The organism is Plantactinospora sp. KBS50, assembly GCF_002285795.1.
GTDB lineage: Bacteria > Actinomycetota > Actinomycetes > Mycobacteriales > Micromonosporaceae > KBS50.
Genome location: NZ_CP022961.1, coordinates 1,075,262 through 1,090,330 on the forward strand (window position 1 = coordinate 1,075,262; position 15,069 = coordinate 1,090,330).

Annotated in this window: 15 protein-coding genes, 1 pseudogene and 1 CRISPR repeat array (1 of these 17 running past the window's edge); of the genes and pseudogenes, 9 read left to right on the forward strand and 7 right to left on the reverse strand. The window is 72.4% G+C overall.

Annotated elements, in window-relative coordinates; genetic code table 11:
- A CRISPR array of direct repeats spans window positions 1–420; the repeat unit is 28 nt; unit sequence GGATCACCCCCGCATGCGCGGGGAGCAC; it begins 1,134 nt to the left of the window's first position.
- A 180-nt stretch (window positions 421–600) separates the two neighbouring features.
- Window positions 601–786, reverse strand: coding sequence for a hypothetical protein (locus CIK06_RS05010; protein WP_095563835.1), 186 nt, complete (start codon window positions 784–786; stop codon window positions 601–603).
- Window positions 787–1,235: 449 nt separating this feature from the next.
- On the opposite strand from CIK06_RS05010, the gene CIK06_RS05015 reads away from it, so the two are divergent.
- Entirely contained in the window at window positions 1,236–2,027 is a 792-nt protein-coding gene (locus tag CIK06_RS05015) for a helix-turn-helix transcriptional regulator (protein ID WP_157756602.1), read from the forward strand.
- On the forward strand, window positions 2,014–2,208 hold the full coding sequence (locus CIK06_RS05020) for a DUF397 domain-containing protein (RefSeq protein ID WP_095563837.1): 195 nt from the start codon (window positions 2,014–2,016) through the stop codon (window positions 2,206–2,208). Before CIK06_RS05015 ends, CIK06_RS05020 begins: the two co-directional genes overlap by 14 nt.
- Before the next feature lie 165 nt (window positions 2,209–2,373).
- Here CIK06_RS05020 and CIK06_RS05025 read toward each other — a convergent pair.
- The 3 genes and pseudogenes from CIK06_RS05025 to msrA form a co-directional block, all read right to left on the reverse strand.
- Window positions 2,374–2,454, reverse strand: a pseudogene (locus CIK06_RS05025) (peptide-methionine (S)-S-oxide reductase); the annotation flags it as partial.
- A 31-nt stretch (window positions 2,455–2,485) separates the two neighbouring features.
- The gene (locus CIK06_RS05030; protein WP_095567576.1) at window positions 2,486–3,079 is read right to left on the reverse strand and encodes a hypothetical protein; all 594 of its coding nucleotides are present in this window, start codon (window positions 3,077–3,079) and stop codon (window positions 2,486–2,488) included.
- A gap of 150 nt (window positions 3,080–3,229) precedes the next feature.
- Window positions 3,230–3,889 (reverse strand): peptide-methionine (S)-S-oxide reductase MsrA, encoded by a 660-nt coding sequence (msrA, locus tag CIK06_RS05035; protein WP_095563838.1) that lies wholly within the window; start codon window positions 3,887–3,889, stop codon window positions 3,230–3,232.
- Between the two features lie 306 nt (window positions 3,890–4,195).
- On the opposite strand from msrA, the gene CIK06_RS05040 reads away from it, so the two are divergent.
- A complete protein-coding gene (locus CIK06_RS05040; RefSeq protein ID WP_095563839.1) occupies window positions 4,196–4,987 on the forward strand; it encodes a helix-turn-helix transcriptional regulator in 792 nt (263 codons plus the stop codon).
- Between the two features lie 25 nt (window positions 4,988–5,012).
- On the opposite strand, the gene CIK06_RS05045 is transcribed toward CIK06_RS05040, so the two are convergent.
- Window positions 5,013–5,423, reverse strand: coding sequence for an HIT family protein (locus tag CIK06_RS05045; RefSeq protein WP_095563840.1), 411 nt, complete (start codon window positions 5,421–5,423; stop codon window positions 5,013–5,015).
- Between the two features lie 79 nt (window positions 5,424–5,502).
- Here CIK06_RS05045 and CIK06_RS05050 point away from each other — a divergent pair, with 79 nt between their 5' ends.
- The 3 genes from CIK06_RS05050 (at window position 5,503) to ilvA (ending at window position 9,501) form a co-directional block, all read left to right on the forward strand.
- Window positions 5,503–6,645, forward strand: coding sequence for a cystathionine gamma-synthase (locus CIK06_RS05050; protein ID WP_095563841.1), 1,143 nt, complete (start codon window positions 5,503–5,505; stop codon window positions 6,643–6,645).
- Window positions 6,646–6,797: 152 nt separating this feature from the next.
- Complete coding sequence (locus CIK06_RS05055) at window positions 6,798–8,183, forward strand: amidase (protein ID WP_095563842.1); 1,386 nt, start codon at window positions 6,798–6,800, stop codon at window positions 8,181–8,183.
- Between the two features lie 97 nt (window positions 8,184–8,280).
- Window positions 8,281–9,501 carry a threonine ammonia-lyase gene (gene ilvA, locus CIK06_RS05060; RefSeq protein ID WP_095563843.1) on the forward strand — a complete coding sequence of 407 codons (1,221 nt, stop codon included), beginning with the start codon at window positions 8,281–8,283 and terminating at the stop codon, window positions 9,499–9,501.
- Between the two features lie 31 nt (window positions 9,502–9,532).
- On the opposite strand, the gene greA is transcribed toward ilvA, so the two are convergent.
- Together greA and CIK06_RS05070 are read right to left on the reverse strand one after the other, a co-directional pair.
- Window positions 9,533–10,030 (reverse strand): transcription elongation factor GreA, encoded by a 498-nt coding sequence (greA, locus tag CIK06_RS05065; protein ID WP_095563844.1) that lies wholly within the window; start codon window positions 10,028–10,030, stop codon window positions 9,533–9,535.
- 150 nt (window positions 10,031–10,180) lie between these two features.
- Window positions 10,181–10,618, reverse strand: coding sequence for a DUF4307 domain-containing protein (locus CIK06_RS05070; RefSeq protein WP_095563845.1), 438 nt, complete (start codon window positions 10,616–10,618; stop codon window positions 10,181–10,183).
- Window positions 10,619–10,857: 239 nt separating this feature from the next.
- Between CIK06_RS05070 and mca the strand changes: the two genes are divergently transcribed.
- The 3 genes from mca to CIK06_RS05085 all read left to right on the forward strand — a co-directional run bounded on the left by mca (window position 10,858) and on the right by CIK06_RS05085 (window position 14,976).
- Complete coding sequence (gene mca, locus CIK06_RS05075; RefSeq protein ID WP_198348272.1) at window positions 10,858–11,718, forward strand: mycothiol conjugate amidase Mca; 861 nt, start codon at window positions 10,858–10,860, stop codon at window positions 11,716–11,718.
- Window positions 11,719–11,801: 83 nt separating this feature from the next.
- Window positions 11,802–12,089: a hypothetical protein gene (locus tag CIK06_RS05080; RefSeq protein WP_095563847.1), complete on the forward strand. Its 288-nt coding sequence runs from the start codon at window positions 11,802–11,804 to the stop codon at window positions 12,087–12,089.
- A gap of 241 nt (window positions 12,090–12,330) precedes the next feature.
- On the forward strand, window positions 12,331–14,976 hold the full coding sequence (locus tag CIK06_RS05085) for a putative bifunctional diguanylate cyclase/phosphodiesterase (RefSeq protein WP_369916174.1): 2,646 nt from the start codon (window positions 12,331–12,333) through the stop codon (window positions 14,974–14,976).
- Window positions 14,977–15,069: the final 93 nt, after the last annotated feature.

A 15,069-nucleotide genomic window follows, 5' to 3' on the forward strand; every position in this document is an offset into this window, starting at 1 on the left:
CTCGGTCCGGTGAGTCAGCGCCTGCGGATCACCCCCGCATGCGCGGGGAGCACCGCCGCGTGCAGCTCCCCCGTGGTCGTCCCGAGGGATCACCCCCGCATGCGCGGGGAGCACATCGTTTCGACCCTGGCAAGGTTGAGAATGTCAGGATCACCCCCGCATGCGCGGGGAGCACGGCATGTACGCCTGTACGAAATCGGTGCGGAACGGATCACCCCCGCATGCGCGGGGAGCACGTCCGCCTTCCGCTGCGCAGCAGTGGTTTTGCCCGGATCACCCCCGCATGCGCGGGGAGCACCTGGGCATCTCGAATGGGCAGGTGTCCACCCTGGGATCACCCCCGCATGTGCGGGGAGCGCGCCGGCGGGTAGGCACCCGGCACGGGCGTGTCCGGATCACCCCCGCATGCGCGGGGAGCACACTTCTTGACCTGCGGCGCTATAGATCAACTACTCGGATTTCATTCACTTTGCTCCGCAAGATCACCTCTCCGAGGCAACGATCCGACACGCGCCCAGCGATTGTCCACTCCAGAAACGCCGCTGTCGAGCCATCCCCAACCCAAGCGCATCACACCGAAACACCGACAGCCTCATCGTTTCAGGACATCACACACACCAGCGCATGCCTCTCGATCGCCGCGGCAAGCTCGGACATCGCCGTGAACTGATGGATCCGCAGCGTGACGTCACACTCCCCACACACCAGGTCACCAATGCGCACCGGCCACCGCCAAGCATCAAGACTGACAGGTACCCGCACCGGCCGCTCGTCCCGCTCCATCATCGCGCCACCCGCCCCCGCACCGCCCGCGCCCCATCGAACCGCGCCCAACATCCAACGTTGCCCCGACACACGCCCGGCCGGCCGAGCACCCCGGCCGGCGCCGCCAGTGTCGGCCCGGCACCCGAAGCCACACCCATCGCCCCAAGGGGCGCCGGCTCCGCCGGCGGCGGCACCAACCCGACATCCGGGCACCGCCACCCCAGCCCACACGTACAGCGCCGCCCCCAAGCCCGCCAGTCTCGCCGATGAACCGGTCCGATCAGGATGATCCGCGCACGCGTCATGGGGCACCGTCCTCTCGCTGAAGAAGGAAGCACGACGGCCGAGATTCGGGCCGATGGCCGCTGTACTGCCTTTCATGCTGGACGCACCCGGCCCGGCCTCGGAAGATGGACGTGAGCACCGCCGGCCTATGCGCAACCGCCGCACGGACAGCGGAGGACATAAACATGAGTGAACATCAGGGCCTGCCGGCCCGCCTGCGGGAGTTGCGCGCGGCTCGGCGGATGGCACAGGATCGCCTTGCCGAGGCGATCGGCGTATCGAAATCCCTGGTCTCGCAGTTCGAGTCTGGAAAGGCGATACCGCAGGCCGGCACTGCGCAGCGCCTTGACGAGCTGTTCGGGACGGGCACCGAGATCCAGGAGCAGGCCCGCACGGCCCACGAGGACCTGCGTCCGTGGATGCGCCCGTGGCACGAGCACGAGCGGCGCGCGTACCTGCTTCGTATCTGGGAGCCGATGTTGATCCCCGGACTGCTGCAATGCGAGCCCTACATGTGGGCCGTCTTCTCGGCGGTGCCGCGCAACGCCGGCCGGATCGACACCCTGATGGCCGCCCGTCGCGAGCGGCAGGCGAACACCATCAACCGGGAGCATCCCACCCCCGTTCCTGTCTCCACCATCATCGGCGAGATCGCCCTGCGCCGTGGCCCGAGGGACGTTCTGAAGGCCCAGCTCGGGCACCTGGCCGACGTCACCCACCAGCGGCACGTCAAGGTCCGTGTGGTGCCGATCGACGGCGAGGGGATCCACGTCGGTCTCTCCGGCCCGTTCCACATAGCCACGCTGCCGGACGGTCGCCGGTTCGGTCAGATGGATGACCAGTTGATCGGTCACCCGGTGACCGGCGCTGGCGACCTGGGACACTTGGAACTAGCGTGGGAAGAGATCGACGCCCTCGCGCTGCCCGTGATCCAGTCCAGGGACCTTATCTTGAGGATTCTCGATGAGTACAAGTGAGCCACGTTGGCGCACCTCCAGCCGCAGCAACGGCACCGGCGCCTGCGTCGAGGTGGCGGACAACCTGCCCGGTCGGGTGCTGGTGCGGGACAGCAAGGACAGGTCCGGCCCGGTGCTGGCCTTCGCCCCGGCCGCCTGGTCGGCGTTCGTCGCCGGTACGCCCCGCCGGAGCCGCCGGTAACCCCCGGCGTCGCCGGTACGCCCCGCCAGAGTCGCCGGTAACCCGCCCGGAGCCGCCGGTAACCCCGCGGGAGCCGCCGGTATCGCCTGAGCGGTGGACCGCCCGACCGGAATCCGAGCCCGACCGGCGTGGTAGCGGACCGGTCGGGCTCGGCAAATCGGTTCGTCAGGCGCCGGTACGGGCCACGCCGACCGGGCAGGACATCCCGTTCGGGCCGTGGTTGCAGTATCCGTCCGGGTTCTTCGATCCTGACGAACGGTGTAGTGCTTCTGCTGGTTCACTCGGTGAATGTCGGGTCCGTGAAGCCCATCTGGCGCATCTTCGAGGGCGTGAACACGACCACGATCTCGTCCCCCGGAATGAACACCCTTTCCGGTTCCGGGAACTGGGGCATGCCGGCGACGAACCACACCGAGCCGCCAGCGAAGTCCAAGCGCAGAGCGGTCGGGACGTCTACGTCATGCGGTCGGCCGATCACCTGACCGTCCGACCGCAAGGCGGGTCCGACGGTGAACCGTTCCCACGACACCCGCGCATCGCGCACCGGCTGCCCCAGCACCGCTGTCCAGCGCGAATCGGTACTCGGCCCGACCCGTTGCGACCCTTCCCGGTCGACGTGGCGGTCAATCGGTTGCGGGAAGACCTCGACGCCGTACGGATAGAAGGTCGCGGTCCAAGTCACCGTTACCGGACCCGCATCGGTTGTCAACTGCACGCCCATTACGGCGTGGTGCCAGTCGCCGAAGTCCCACTCGGCGTCCGTCCCCATGCCGCTCAGATCCCAATATCCGACGGAGAGCACGCGGCGGCCCCGCACCGAGCCGACCCGACGGTCGAAGTCGGCGCGTACCTCGGAATTTTGGTTGGTCACGGCTGCAGGGTCTCTCGGCAGCGCCAGGCGCGACAACACTGTTTAGGCCGGCGGGCGTACACAGGATTGCCGTCTAACTGTCCTGGGAACCGGCTCCGACTCTAGGGCCGCCGGTTTGATATCCGGCGGCCCTGAGGCGGTGAGAAAGGATCAGGCGGTCTTGGCGACACCAACCGGACAAGTCATGCCATTGGGTCCATGGTTACAATAACCGCCCGGATTTTTCGACGGGGCCAGGTACTGCTGGTGGTAGTCCTCGGCGTAGTAGTACGCGCCGAGCCGGGCGATCTCCGTGGTGATCTCGCCGTGCCCGGCCTTCGCCACCACCGGGGCGAACGCGTCCCGGGACTGCTCGGCGAGGGCGAGCTGCTCGTCGTCGGTGACGTAGATCGCCGAACGGTACTGGGTGCCCACGTCGTTGCCCTGCCGCATGCCCTGCGTCGGGTCGTGGTTCTCCCAGAAGACCTTCAACAGGTCCTGGTAGTCGATGATCGAGGGGTCGTACACCACCTCGACGACCTCGGTGTGCCCGGTGAAGCCCGAGCAGACCTCCTCGTAGCTGGGGTTCGGGGTCTGGCCGCCGGCGTATCCCACCGAGGTGGACAGGACGCCGGGCAGCGACCAGAACAGCCGCTCGGCCCCCCAGAAGCAGCCCATGCCGAACACCGCGGTCCGGGTGCCCTCCGGCCAGGGGCCCTGCAGGGGGCCACCGAGCACGGCGTGGCGATCGCTCACCGGCATCGCCGTCTGCCGGCCGGGAAGAATCTGGTCCGGTGAGGGCATCTGGGGCGTCATGCGCCGAAGAAACACGTCTGGCTCCTTTCGGATCAACCCGACGGCGGGCGGATCCTTTCGGGGCTCCCCCCGACGGCGGGTGGAGCCTCTGCCGGGTGCAACGCCCGGCCCGTCCGGATCCTTACCCGTCCGCCGGCCGGTCAGACCCCGCTCCCGCCGCCGACGTCGGGCTTCACAGCCTGCCGAGGGGTCGACTACGGTCGATAATCCATCGATACACGTGCGTGCGGTTGGTCCGTTGCCGGCGGTCGCCGGCATCCCGCGGACCGGGCGCCGTCGTCGCCGTGCCCGCAGGGTACGGCGCGACGGGAGGAGGCGGGGATGGCCCATCCACCGATGCTGGAACTCTTCGCCGGTGAATTGTGCCGGGCGCGGACGGCGGCCGGGTTGTCCCGGGCGGAACTCGGTGAGCTGGTCGGCTGCCCGGAGGTGCTGCTGGCGAAGATCGAACAGGCGATCCGGGTGCCCGGGGCGGAGTTCGCCCAGCGCTGCGACAAGGTGCTGGCCACCGACGGGCTGCTCACCCGGATCCGCACCGGGCTGGGCCGCGAGGTGCTGCCGCCCTGGCTGCGGGACTGGTCGGACATCGAGCGGGAGGCGGTGGCGCTGCGCTCGTACCAACCGCTCGTCGTCCCGGGCCTGCTTCAGACCGAGGGGTACGCGCGGGCGCTGCTGGCCGCGGGCGCGCTCCGCGGCGACGAACTGGAGCAGCAACTCGCCGGCCGGCTGGAGCGGCAGGTCGTGCTCGACCGGGAGCCTCCGCCGCGGCTGGACGCGGTGCTCGACGAGTCCGTCCTGCACCGGCTGGTGGGCGGGCGCGGCGTGCTGCGGGAGCAACTGCTCCGGGTGCTGGCGCTGGGCCGGCGTCGGTCGGTGCACCTGCACGTGGTGCCGGCGGGCGCCGGGGCGTACCCGGGGCTGCACGGCGCCTTCGTGCTGGCGACCGCGGCCGACGGGACCGACATGGGGTATCTGGACGGCCAGTTGGCCGGCCGGGTGGTGGAGCGTCCGTCGGACGTGGCGGCGCTCCGGCAGACCTGGGAGGAGGTCCGGGCCGAGGCGCTGCCGCACCGGCAGAGCGTCGAGTTGATCGAGCGGCTGACCCGCGGCTGAGGGCGGCGCAGGCCGGGACGCGCCGTCACAACGCCGCGGCGATCCGCTCGGCGTACGTCCGGGCATCGGTGTCGGAGTCGTAGCGGTGCCGGGGCCAGAAGAAGCCGCGCAACCCGTCGCCCCTGGTCCGCGGGATGACGTGGGTGTGCAGGTGCGGCACCGACTGGGACACCCGGTTGTTGATCGCCACGAAGCTGCCGCCCGCGCCCAGCCCGGCCTGCACGGCCAGCGCGAACCGCCGGACCGCCTCGAAGTAGCCGCCGACCTGCGCCGGCGGCAGGTCGCCCAGCGTCTCCACGTGGTCGCGCGGGATGACCAGCAGGTGCCCCTTGAAGACCGGCCGGGTGTCCAGGAACGCCAGCACCTCCGGCTCGTCGGCCACCATCAGGGCCGGCGCCTCGCCCCGCACGATCGAACAGAACACGCATCCCGCCACCGTGGCAGGGTAGCCGGCACGGCGCCGCCGGCGGCGGAGCGTGCCGTGTCCCGGCCGGGTAGGCGCTAGCCTCTGTCGAATGGACTACGGCTTCGAGACGCTCGCCATCCACGCCGGCCAGGAGCCGGACCCGCGGACCGGCGCGGTGATCCCGCCCATCTACCAGACCAGCACGTACGCGCAGGACGCCGTGGGCTCGCCGCGGCTGGGCTACGAGTACAGCCGGTCGGGCAACCCCACCCGGGACGCGCTCCAGCAGGCCCTCGCGGCGCTGGAGGGCGGGCGTACCGGCCTGGCCTTCGCCAGCGGCCTGGCCGCCGAGGACACCCTGCTGCGCGCGGTCTGCCAGCCGGGCGACCACGTGGTGATCCCGGACGACGCGTACGGCGGGACCTACCGGCTGTTCTCCCGGGTGGCGCAGCGTTGGGGGCTGAACTGGACCGCCGCCAAGGTGTCCGACGTCGACGCGGTCGCCGCGGCGATCCGGCCCGGGCACACCCGGGTGGTCTGGGTGGAGACGCCCACCAACCCGCTGCTGGGTGTCGCGGACATCGCGGCGCTGGCCGGCATCGCCCACGAGGCGGAGGCGCTGCTGGTGGTGGACAACACGTTCGCCTCGCCGTACCTCCAGCAGCCGATCGCGTACGGCGCGGACGTCGTGGTCCACTCCACCACCAAGTACATCGGCGGTCACTCCGATGTGGTGGGCGGCGCCCTGATCACCGGCGACGCCGAACTGGGGGAGCAGCTGGCCTACCACCAGAACGCGATGGGCGCGGTGAACGGGCCGTTCGACGCCTGGCTCACCCTGCGCGGCCTGAAGACCCTCGGGGTACGGATGGACCGGCACTGCGACAACGCGGAGCGGATCGCCGACTACCTCGCCGGGCACGCCGGAGTGGCGCAGGTGTGCTACCCCGGCCGACCCGAGCACCCGGGCCACGAACTCGCGGCCAAGCAGATGCGTCGGTTCGGCGGGATGGTCTCGTTCCGGGCCGCCGGCGGCGAGGAGCACGCCGTACGGATCTGCGACTCGGCCCGGCTGTTCGTGCTCGCCGAGTCGCTGGGCGGCGTCGAATCGCTGATCGAGCACCCTGGCCGGATGACCCATGCGAGCGCCGCCGGCTCGCCGCTTGAAGTTCCCGCCGATCTCGTGCGACTGTCTGTCGGCATCGAGACGGCCGACGACCTTCTCGCCGACCTGGAGCAGGCGCTCGGCTGAACGCCGCTCCCGCCGGCCGCCGGCCTTCGGAGGGCCGGCGGCGCACGGCCGGCGGCGGGCCACCGCGGCGGCCGTGCGGGTCAGGGATCGGCTGTGCCGGCAGGGACCGGCCGTGCGGGTCAGGGACGCAGGGCGGGAACGGAGGGTGGCGGGTGCGGGACATCAACGCGACCTGGGTGGGTGCGACCGCGAAACAGATCGCCCGCGGCGTGCGCCGGGGCGACGTGTCGGCCACCCAGGTGGTCGCGGATCACCTGGAGTACATCGGACGCGCCGACGGGGAACTGTCGGCGTTCCGGGTGGTCCGCGGCGGCGAGGCGATCGTCGAGGCGGAGAAGGTCGACGAGCAGGACGACCTGGCCAACCTGGCGATGGCCGGGGTGCCGGTGGCGGTCAAGGAGAACACCCCGGTGGCCGGGGTGCCGACCTGGAACGGCTCGGCCGCGGCCCGTACCCCGGTCGCCGAGTTCGATCACGAGGTGGTGCGGCGGCTGCGCGGCGCGGGCGCCGTCATCGTCGGGGTGACCAGGATGCCCGAGCTGGGCGTCTGGGGCAGCACCGACGACGCGACCGCGATCACCCGTAACCCGTGGAACCTCGACCGCACCCCCGGCGGCTCGTCCGGGGGGTCGGCGGCGGCCGTGGCGGCCGGTCTGGTGCCGATCGCACACGCCAACGACGGTTTGGGCTCGGTCCGGATCCCGGCCGCCTGCTGCGGGCTGGTGGGGTTGAAGCCGGGCCGGGGCGTGGTGCCCAGCCAGGTCGGCGCGACCGACTGGTTCGGCCTGGCCGAGCACGGCATCCTCGCCACCACCGTGGCCGACGCGGCGCTCGGCTTCGCCGTGCTCGCCGGCCGGGCGCCGGACAAGCTGGTGCCGCCCGCCGGGCTGCGGGTCGCGGTGTCGCTGCGGTCGCCGGTACGCGGTGTCCGGCCGGACGCCCCGAACCGGGACGCGGTGACCGCCGCCTCCCGGCTGCTGGCCCGGGCCGGTCACGACACCATCGCCACCGACCCGGCCTATCCCACCTCGGTCGGCCTCTCCGGCATCGCGACCTGGCTGGCCGCGGTGGCGGCGGAGAGCCGGGCGGCCGGGCTGGACCCGGCGACGCTCCAGCCGCGTACCCGCCGGCACGCGGCGCTGGGCGGCTTCGCCGAGCGGCGGGGCTGGGTCCGCGAGTCCGACCGGGCCGCCTGGCGGGACCGCTGCCTCGCCTTCTTCACCGACAACGGCGTCGATCTGCTGCTCACCCCGGCGCTGGCGGGTCCGCCGCTGCCGGCGCGGCGGTGGTCGGAACGCTCCTGGCGGTCGAACCTGACGGCCAACGTCCGGTACGCCCCGTACGCCGCACCGTGGAACATCGCCGGCCTGCCGGCGCTGGTGGTCCCGGTCGGGCTGCGCCCGGACGGGCTGCCGGCGGCCGTGCAGTTGGTCGGCCCGCCGGGGACGGAACTGCTGCTGCTCGCCGTCGCCGGCCAGTTCGAGTTGGCCCAGCCGTGGTCCCGGCACGCCCCGGGCCATCCGCGTACCGCGGACTGACCCCGACCGGCGTACCGGCCGGGCCGGGTGGGTGGTGGCGGCCACCGCCGGTGCCACCCGAGACGACCGGCGTTTTCCGAAGTGGCACCATCGGGGCATGACGGAGCTGGTTGACCTGGCCGACGTGCGGGCCGCCCGGGACCTGCTCGCCGGGGTGACCCGGACCACCCCGCTGGAGCCGTCCCGGCCGCTGACCGCCGCGCTCGGGGGCCCGGTCTGGCTGAAGTGCGAGCACCTGCAACGCGCGGGTTCGTACAAGGTGCGCGGGGCGTACGTGCGGATCTCCCGGCTGGGCCCGGCGGAGCGTGCCCGCGGCGTGGTGGCCGCCAGCGCCGGCAACCACGCCCAGGGCGTCGCGCTGGCGGCCGGCCTGGTGGGTACGGCCGCGACCGTCTTCATGCCGATCAACGCGCCGTTGCCGAAGGTGGCGGCGACCAAGGGGTACGGCGCCCGGGTGGAGCTTGCCGGCGCGACGGTGGACGAGTCGCTGCTGGCCGCGCGCGAGTTCGCCGAGCGGACGGGCGCGGTGTTCATCCACCCCTTCGACCACCGCGACGTGATCGCCGGCCAGGGCACCCTGGCCCTGGAGATCCTGGAACAGTGCCCGGACGTGCGCACGATCATCGCCGGGATCGGTGGCGGCGGACTGATCTCCGGGCTGGCGGTGGCGACCAAGGCGGTCCGGCCGGACGTCCGCCTCGTGGGGGTGCAGGCCGACGGCGCGGCAGCGTTCCCGCCGTCGCTGCGGGCCGGTGCGCCGGTCCGGCTGCCGTCGTACTCGACGATCGCCGACGGGATCGCCGTCGGGTGCCCCGGCGACCTCACCTTCGCGCACGTGGCAAAGCTGGTCGACGAGGTCGTGACGGTCTCCGAGGAGGACATCTCCCGGGCGCTGCTCATGCTGCTCGAACGGACCAAGCAGGTGGTCGAGCCGGCCGGTGCGGTGGGCGTCGCCGCGCTGATCAGCGGGGCCGTCCGGGTCGAGACGCCGGCCGTGGTGGTGCTCTCCGGCGGCAACATCGACCCGCTGCTCCTGCTGCGGGTGATCGAGCACGGGCTGGCGGCGGCCGGCCGGTACCTGCGGCTGACCGTGCGCTGCTCGGACCGGCCCGGTCAGCTCGCGTCGCTGCTGAGCCAGATCGCCGAGCACCGGGGCAACGTGGTCGACGTCGAACACCAGCGGCACGATCCGCACCTGCGGCTCGGCGAGGTGGGGGTGGCGCTGTCGGTGGAGACCCGAGGCGCCGAACACTCCGATCGACTGGTGCGGGCGCTGCGCGCCAGCGGCTATCAGGTGAGCATCGCCGAGCCGGTCTGAGGGCCGGCCCGGCGATGCCGTGCTCCGGGAATCAGCTGCCGAACGGCTCGAAGCTGACGACGGTCACCTTGATGTCCGCGCCACTGGGCGCGGTGTAGGTCACCGTCTGCCCGGATCGGGTGCCGAGAATGGCCTGACCGAGGGCGGATTCGGGACTGTACACCGTGCGATCGGTGGTCGCGGCGATCTCGCGGGAACCGAGCAGGAACGTCTCGGTGTCGTCCTTGTCGTCGTCGAAATAAATCGTCACGACCGTGCCGGGCGCGATGGCATCGGCCTTCGGCGCCTCGCCGACCTGGGCACGGCGCAGCAGTTCCTGGAGATAGCGGATCCGGGCCTCCTGCTTGCCCTGCTCCTCCCGCGCCGCGTGGTACCCGCCGTTTTCCCGCAGGTCGCCCTCCTCGCGGCGTTCGTTGATTTCTGCTGCGACGGCCGGCCGGGCGGCGATCAACTCGTCGAGTTCGGCCTGCAGCCGGTCGTACGCGTCCTGCGACAGCCAGGTGGCGCCTTCGCGATCGGTCGTGGACACAGGCGATCTCCTCGGTTGGACTGCGGTGGACAGGGACGAATTACCAAGTTACCAGTGCACTACACGCTCCGTACGAACGCGTTTTTCGGATTTGGGTCCGCTTTGGGTCCGCCGCCTATGGTGCCGGTTGCGAATTTCCGAAGCCGCCGGTCAGGCGTCCGGACGGCAGCGCAGCACCTCGCCGAGCAGCGGCCGGGCGGTGGTGGCCAACCGGTGCCGGACCCGCAGATGCCGCTCGCCGGGCGCCGCCGAAACCGGCACCTGCGCCTCGCCGACCTGGACCCCGTCCCGGGATCTGGCCCGCAGCAGGCAGACCGCGGAGCCGCCGGGCGGCACCGTGACCCGGAAATCGATCACCACCTGCCGGTCGGTGATCTCCGTGTAGGTGATCACCTCGGCCCGGTAGTCCGGGTCGCCGTACTGCCGGTAGAGCCGGGTGGCGACCAGGCCGAGCAGCGCCACGAGGAGCACCGCGAACGCGACGGCCAGCCAGCGCTGGCGGCGACCGCCGGGCGCACGCCGCCGACCGTACCGGCCGGGCGGGAATACCGGGGCCGACGGTGCGGTTGTGGCGTGCGTCTCGCTCACCGGAGGCGGTCTCCTACGGTTGTCGTCGGTGGCATCGGCAAGAATGGCAGAGGCCCATCATCTCAGCCCGGTCCCGGCTCCGAGCCGGCCGGGGCGGGGCCGGCCAGGCAGGACAGCGGCCGGGCCGGGACCGACGGCCAGGTCAGGACCGGCGGCCGGGCAGGACCGACGGCCGGCCGCATGCGGTACGCACCGGAAGCGACGAGGGAGCACCGGAGTTGGCAGAGCAACTGCGTCTGATGGCGGTACACGCCCATCCGGACGACGAGTCCAGCAAGGGCGCGGCGACGACCGCCAAGTATGTTGCCGAGGGCGTAAACGTCCTCGTCGCGACGTGCACCGGGGGCGAGCGGGGCAGCGTGCTCAACCCGAAGCTGGACCGACCGGAGATCTGGGCGAACATCGCGGAGATCCGGCGCGCGGAGATGGACGCGGCGCGGGCCATTCTCGGCGTCGAGCAGGCCTGGCTGGGCTTCGTGGACTCCGGGCTGCCGGAGGGGGACCCGCTGCCGCCGCTGCCGGAGGGTTGCTTCGCGCTCCAGGACGTGGACGTCGCGGCCGGGCCGCTGGTCCGCCTCATCCGCGAGTTCCGGCCGCACGTGATCACCACGTACGACGAGGAGGGCGGCTACCCGCACCCCGACCACATCATGACCCACCGGGTCTCGGTGGCGGCCTTCGAGGCGGCCGGCGACCCGGCCCGCTATCCGGAGCTGGGCGAGCCGTGGCAGCCGCTGAAGCTCTACTACGACGTGGGCTTCTCCCGCGGCAAGGTCATCGCGCTGCACGAGGCGATGCTCGCGGCCGGGCTGGAGTCGCCGTACGCGGATTGGCTGGAGCGCTGGGGCGACCGCACGGACAAGGGCTCGCGGATCACCACCCGGGTCGACTGCTCCGAGTACTTCCCGGTGCGCGACGACGCGTTGCGGGCGCACGCCACCCAGGTGGACCCGGACGGGTTCTGGTTCCACGTGCCGATGGAGGTCCAGCGGCGGGCCTGGCCCACCGAGGACTTCCAGCTCGTGCGTTCGCTGGTCGAGACCGACAAGCCGGAGACCGACCTGTTCGCCGGGGTACGCGGTACGGACCACGCTCGCTGACGGCGCCGGGCGTACGGTGGTGGCGATGCGCCCGACCGTTTCGGGATCGGGCCTGACCAGCCGGCGTTCGGAGGACGACAGAGATGCTGCGCACCATGCAGGTGCTCGCGGAGAACAACTTCGGGGACACCCGGTCCGGCGGCCTGGCCGGTCCGATGGGCCTCTTCCTGATCGTGGTGCTGGCGGTCGCCACGGTGCTGCTGATCCGCAACATGAACGCGCGGCTGCGGCGGCTGCCGGACCGGTTCCCGGACCAACGGACCGGTGCCGGACCGGTCGACGGGCGGGCCGAGCAAAATGCGTCGGATGAATCTTCCGACGCCCCCGCCAACCCCGATGAGCTGGGCAGCGGCGGTCGTCCGACGCCATGATTCATCTATCTGCCCGGTCTGGCCCCCTGTTGCCCCCTCGGCGTTTGGCTTAGCCTTCCGCCGGGGGACCGATCGTTCCCGCACCGTGCGCGGAAAGGGGGCGCCGATGTTCGTTCCGTTCGGCGCCCGGCTGTTTGCTCGGCCCGGCAGCCCCGACCGGCCCCCGAGCCGGCCGGAGGCGACGCCGTGAGCAGGCCGGAGGCAAGGCCGTGACCAGGCCGGAGGCGACGCCGTGACCGGCCTGGTCCCGACGGACCGCCGGGATCCGCAGGTGGGCCACCACCCGGCCCTGCGCTGGGCCGGGCTGACCGAGCTGTCCCGGCGTTCGCTCGTGCTCACCGCCGTCCTGCTCGCCGCCGCCCTCGGCGCCGTGGCCGTCGGCCTTGCCAGCGACCCCGGGCCGGACGGCGACACCCGGACCGCCGGGCTCCGGCTGGCCGCGGCGGCCGCCACGGTCGCGCTCGCCCAACTCGCCCGGCTGCGGTTCAAGGTGGCCAGCGGCACCATCAACGTCGCGTGGGGCGAGGCCGCGCTGCTCGTCGCGCTCTACCTGGTGCCGGCCGGGCTGGTGCCGCTGGCCGTCTTCGCCGGCTCGGCGGTCGCCTGGACCATGCTGTCGGTGGTCTCCGAGCGCCGCCCCCCGGTCGAGGTGTTGCGGGTGGCGGCGTCGCTGACCCTGGGCGCCGCGCTCGGCACCGCCGTCACCACCTGGCTGGCCGATCCGGTCGGGCAGTCCCCGACCCCGCGGTCGGCCCTGGCCATGGCGCTGGGCGCCTCGGTCTACCTGCTGGTCACCGTCGGGCTGGCCTCGATCACCATGGCCGTCCGGCAGGACGTCCCGGTCGGGACGCTGTTCCTGCCGACCCTGCACGGCAAGCTGCTGATGTTCGTCGGCAACGTCCTGGTGGGTCTCGCGGTGGTGACGATGCTGACCGCGGAACCCCGCTGGCTGCTGCTGCTCCCGCCGGCCCTGTGGCTGCTGCAACAGACGTACTGCCACCGGCTGCGCGCCGACGACGAGCGGCGGATCTGGCGGACGTTCGCCGACGCCACCGGTGCGCTCAACCAGCTCGACGAGCGCGGGGTGGCGACCGCCGGGGTGACCGGGGCGTTGGCCCTGTTCGGTGCCGACCGGGTGTCGATCGACGTGGCCCGGCTGGACGGCCAGTGGCGCCGGTACCACGGCGACGGCACGGGCGAGGTGGCCGACGAGGCGATACCCGCGCAGTCCCGCTCCGATCAGAGCATGTCCTGGCTGCCGGACCGGCGTGCCCGCGGACCGGGCGGCTGGAGGTTTGCCGAACCGGCCGGCCCCGCCGGGCCGGCTCCGGACACCGACGGCCGGGACCGGGAGCTGAACCGCTCCCTCACCGTCGGCGCGGTGCACGTCGGCGAGCTGCGGGTACGGTTGCCGGCCGCCGTCGATCCCGGGCTGCGGGACCAGGCGGCGCTGTCGGCGTTCGCCGACGCGCTGGGCGCCGCGCTGCACGACGCCGCGACCCACCAGGAGCTGCGGGTTCTGGCGGAACGCTCCAGCTACGAGGCCCGGCACGACGCCCTGACCGGGCTGTGCAACCGGTCGGCGATGCTGGCCCAGGGCGACGCCCTGCTGCGCGGCCTGCCCCGGGATCATCCGGTGGCGCTGCTGCTGCTGGACCTGAACCACTTCAAGGAGGTCAACGACACGCTCGGCCACGCGGCCGGCGACGAGCTGCTCCAGATCACCGCCGCCCGGCTGTCCGGGCTGACCCGGCCCGGCGAACTGCTGGGCCGGCTCGGCGGCGACGAGTTCGCGCTGCTGCTGACCGCCCCGCCGGCCACCGGTCGACCCGGCTCACTGCCGCACGCGATCCGCCGGGCCCGGGAGATCGTCGAGACGCTCACCGAGGCGACGGAGGTGGCCGGCGTCCGGATGTCCGTGGAGGCGTCCGTCGGGGTGGTCTCCGCGACGGCCGGCTCGGCCGACATGACGGAACTGCTGCGCCGCGCCGACATCGCGATGTACCAGGCGAAGGACGGCGGCGGCAGCGTCGCCTCGTACGACAGCGCCCGGGACGCGGCCAGCACCGACCAGTTGGCCCTGCTCGCCGAGCTGCGCGAGGCGCTGGACAGCTCCGACCAGCTCGTGCTGGCGTTGCAGCCGGCGGTCGACCTGAGCACCGGCGCACCGACCGGGGTGGAGGCGCTCATCCGGTGGAGCCACCCGCGCCGCGGGATGCTCGGGCCGGCCGACTTCGTGCGGGCGGTGGAGAACAGCGAACTGTTGGGAGCGTTCACCCGGTACGTTCTGGACCGGGCGCTCGGGGTGGCCGCCGAATGGGCCCGGCACGGACTCGACGTACCGATCTCCATAAACGTCTCGGCCCGCAGCCTGCTCGACCCGCGGCTGCCGGCGGAGATCGCCGAGTCGCTGCGCCGGCACCGGGTTCCGGCGCACCGGCTGGTACTGGAGATCACCGAGACCGTGGTGATGAGCGAGCTTGAGGTCATCGACGAGGTGCTGGCCGCGCTGCGGGCGCTCGGCGTGCAGCTCGCGGTCGACGACTTCGGCACCGGTTTCTCCTCGCTGACCTTCCTGGCCCGGGTCGCCGTGGACGAACTCAAGGTGGACCGTTCGTTCGTGATGCGGATGGCCGACTCCGCCGAGGCGGCGGCCATCGTGCGGATCACCGTGCACCTGGCCCGGGAACTGGGTCTGCGGGTGGTGGCCGAGGGGGTGGAGACGGCCGACCAGCGGGCCGCGCTGGCGCAGCTCGGCTGCACCTCCGCCCAGGGGTACCACTTCTTCAAGCCGATGCCGGCCGACAAGATCGTGACCGTGCTGCGGTCGCTGCTGAGTTCGGCCCAGGCGCGCGTCCTGCCGTTGCGCGCCGACGGCGTCTCCTGACCTCCCGGCGGCCGTGACCGCCGCCGCAACGCCCGCTGGCGGTCGTGATCGCCGCCGCAACGCCCGCTGGCGGCCGGCTTGGCGCACAGCGGC

Coding starts and splice junctions, on each gene's coding strand:
- CIK06_RS05010 (WP_095563835.1), bottom strand. CDS start 786: ATGATGGAGCGGGACGAGCGGCCGGTGCGGGTACCTGTCAGTCTTGAT.
- CIK06_RS05015 (WP_157756602.1), top strand. CDS start 1,236: ATGAGTGAACATCAGGGCCTGCCGGCCCGCCTGCGGGAGTTGCGCGCG.
- CIK06_RS05020 (WP_095563837.1), top strand. CDS start 2,014: ATGAGTACAAGTGAGCCACGTTGGCGCACCTCCAGCCGCAGCAACGGC.
- CIK06_RS05040 (WP_095563839.1), top strand. CDS start 4,196: ATGGCCCATCCACCGATGCTGGAACTCTTCGCCGGTGAATTGTGCCGG.
- CIK06_RS05050 (WP_095563841.1), top strand. CDS start 5,503: ATGGACTACGGCTTCGAGACGCTCGCCATCCACGCCGGCCAGGAGCCG.
- ilvA (WP_095563843.1), top strand. CDS start 8,281: ATGACGGAGCTGGTTGACCTGGCCGACGTGCGGGCCGCCCGGGACCTG.
- mca (WP_198348272.1), top strand. CDS start 10,858: ATGGCGGTACACGCCCATCCGGACGACGAGTCCAGCAAGGGCGCGGCG.
- CIK06_RS05080 (WP_095563847.1), top strand. CDS start 11,802: ATGCTGCGCACCATGCAGGTGCTCGCGGAGAACAACTTCGGGGACACC.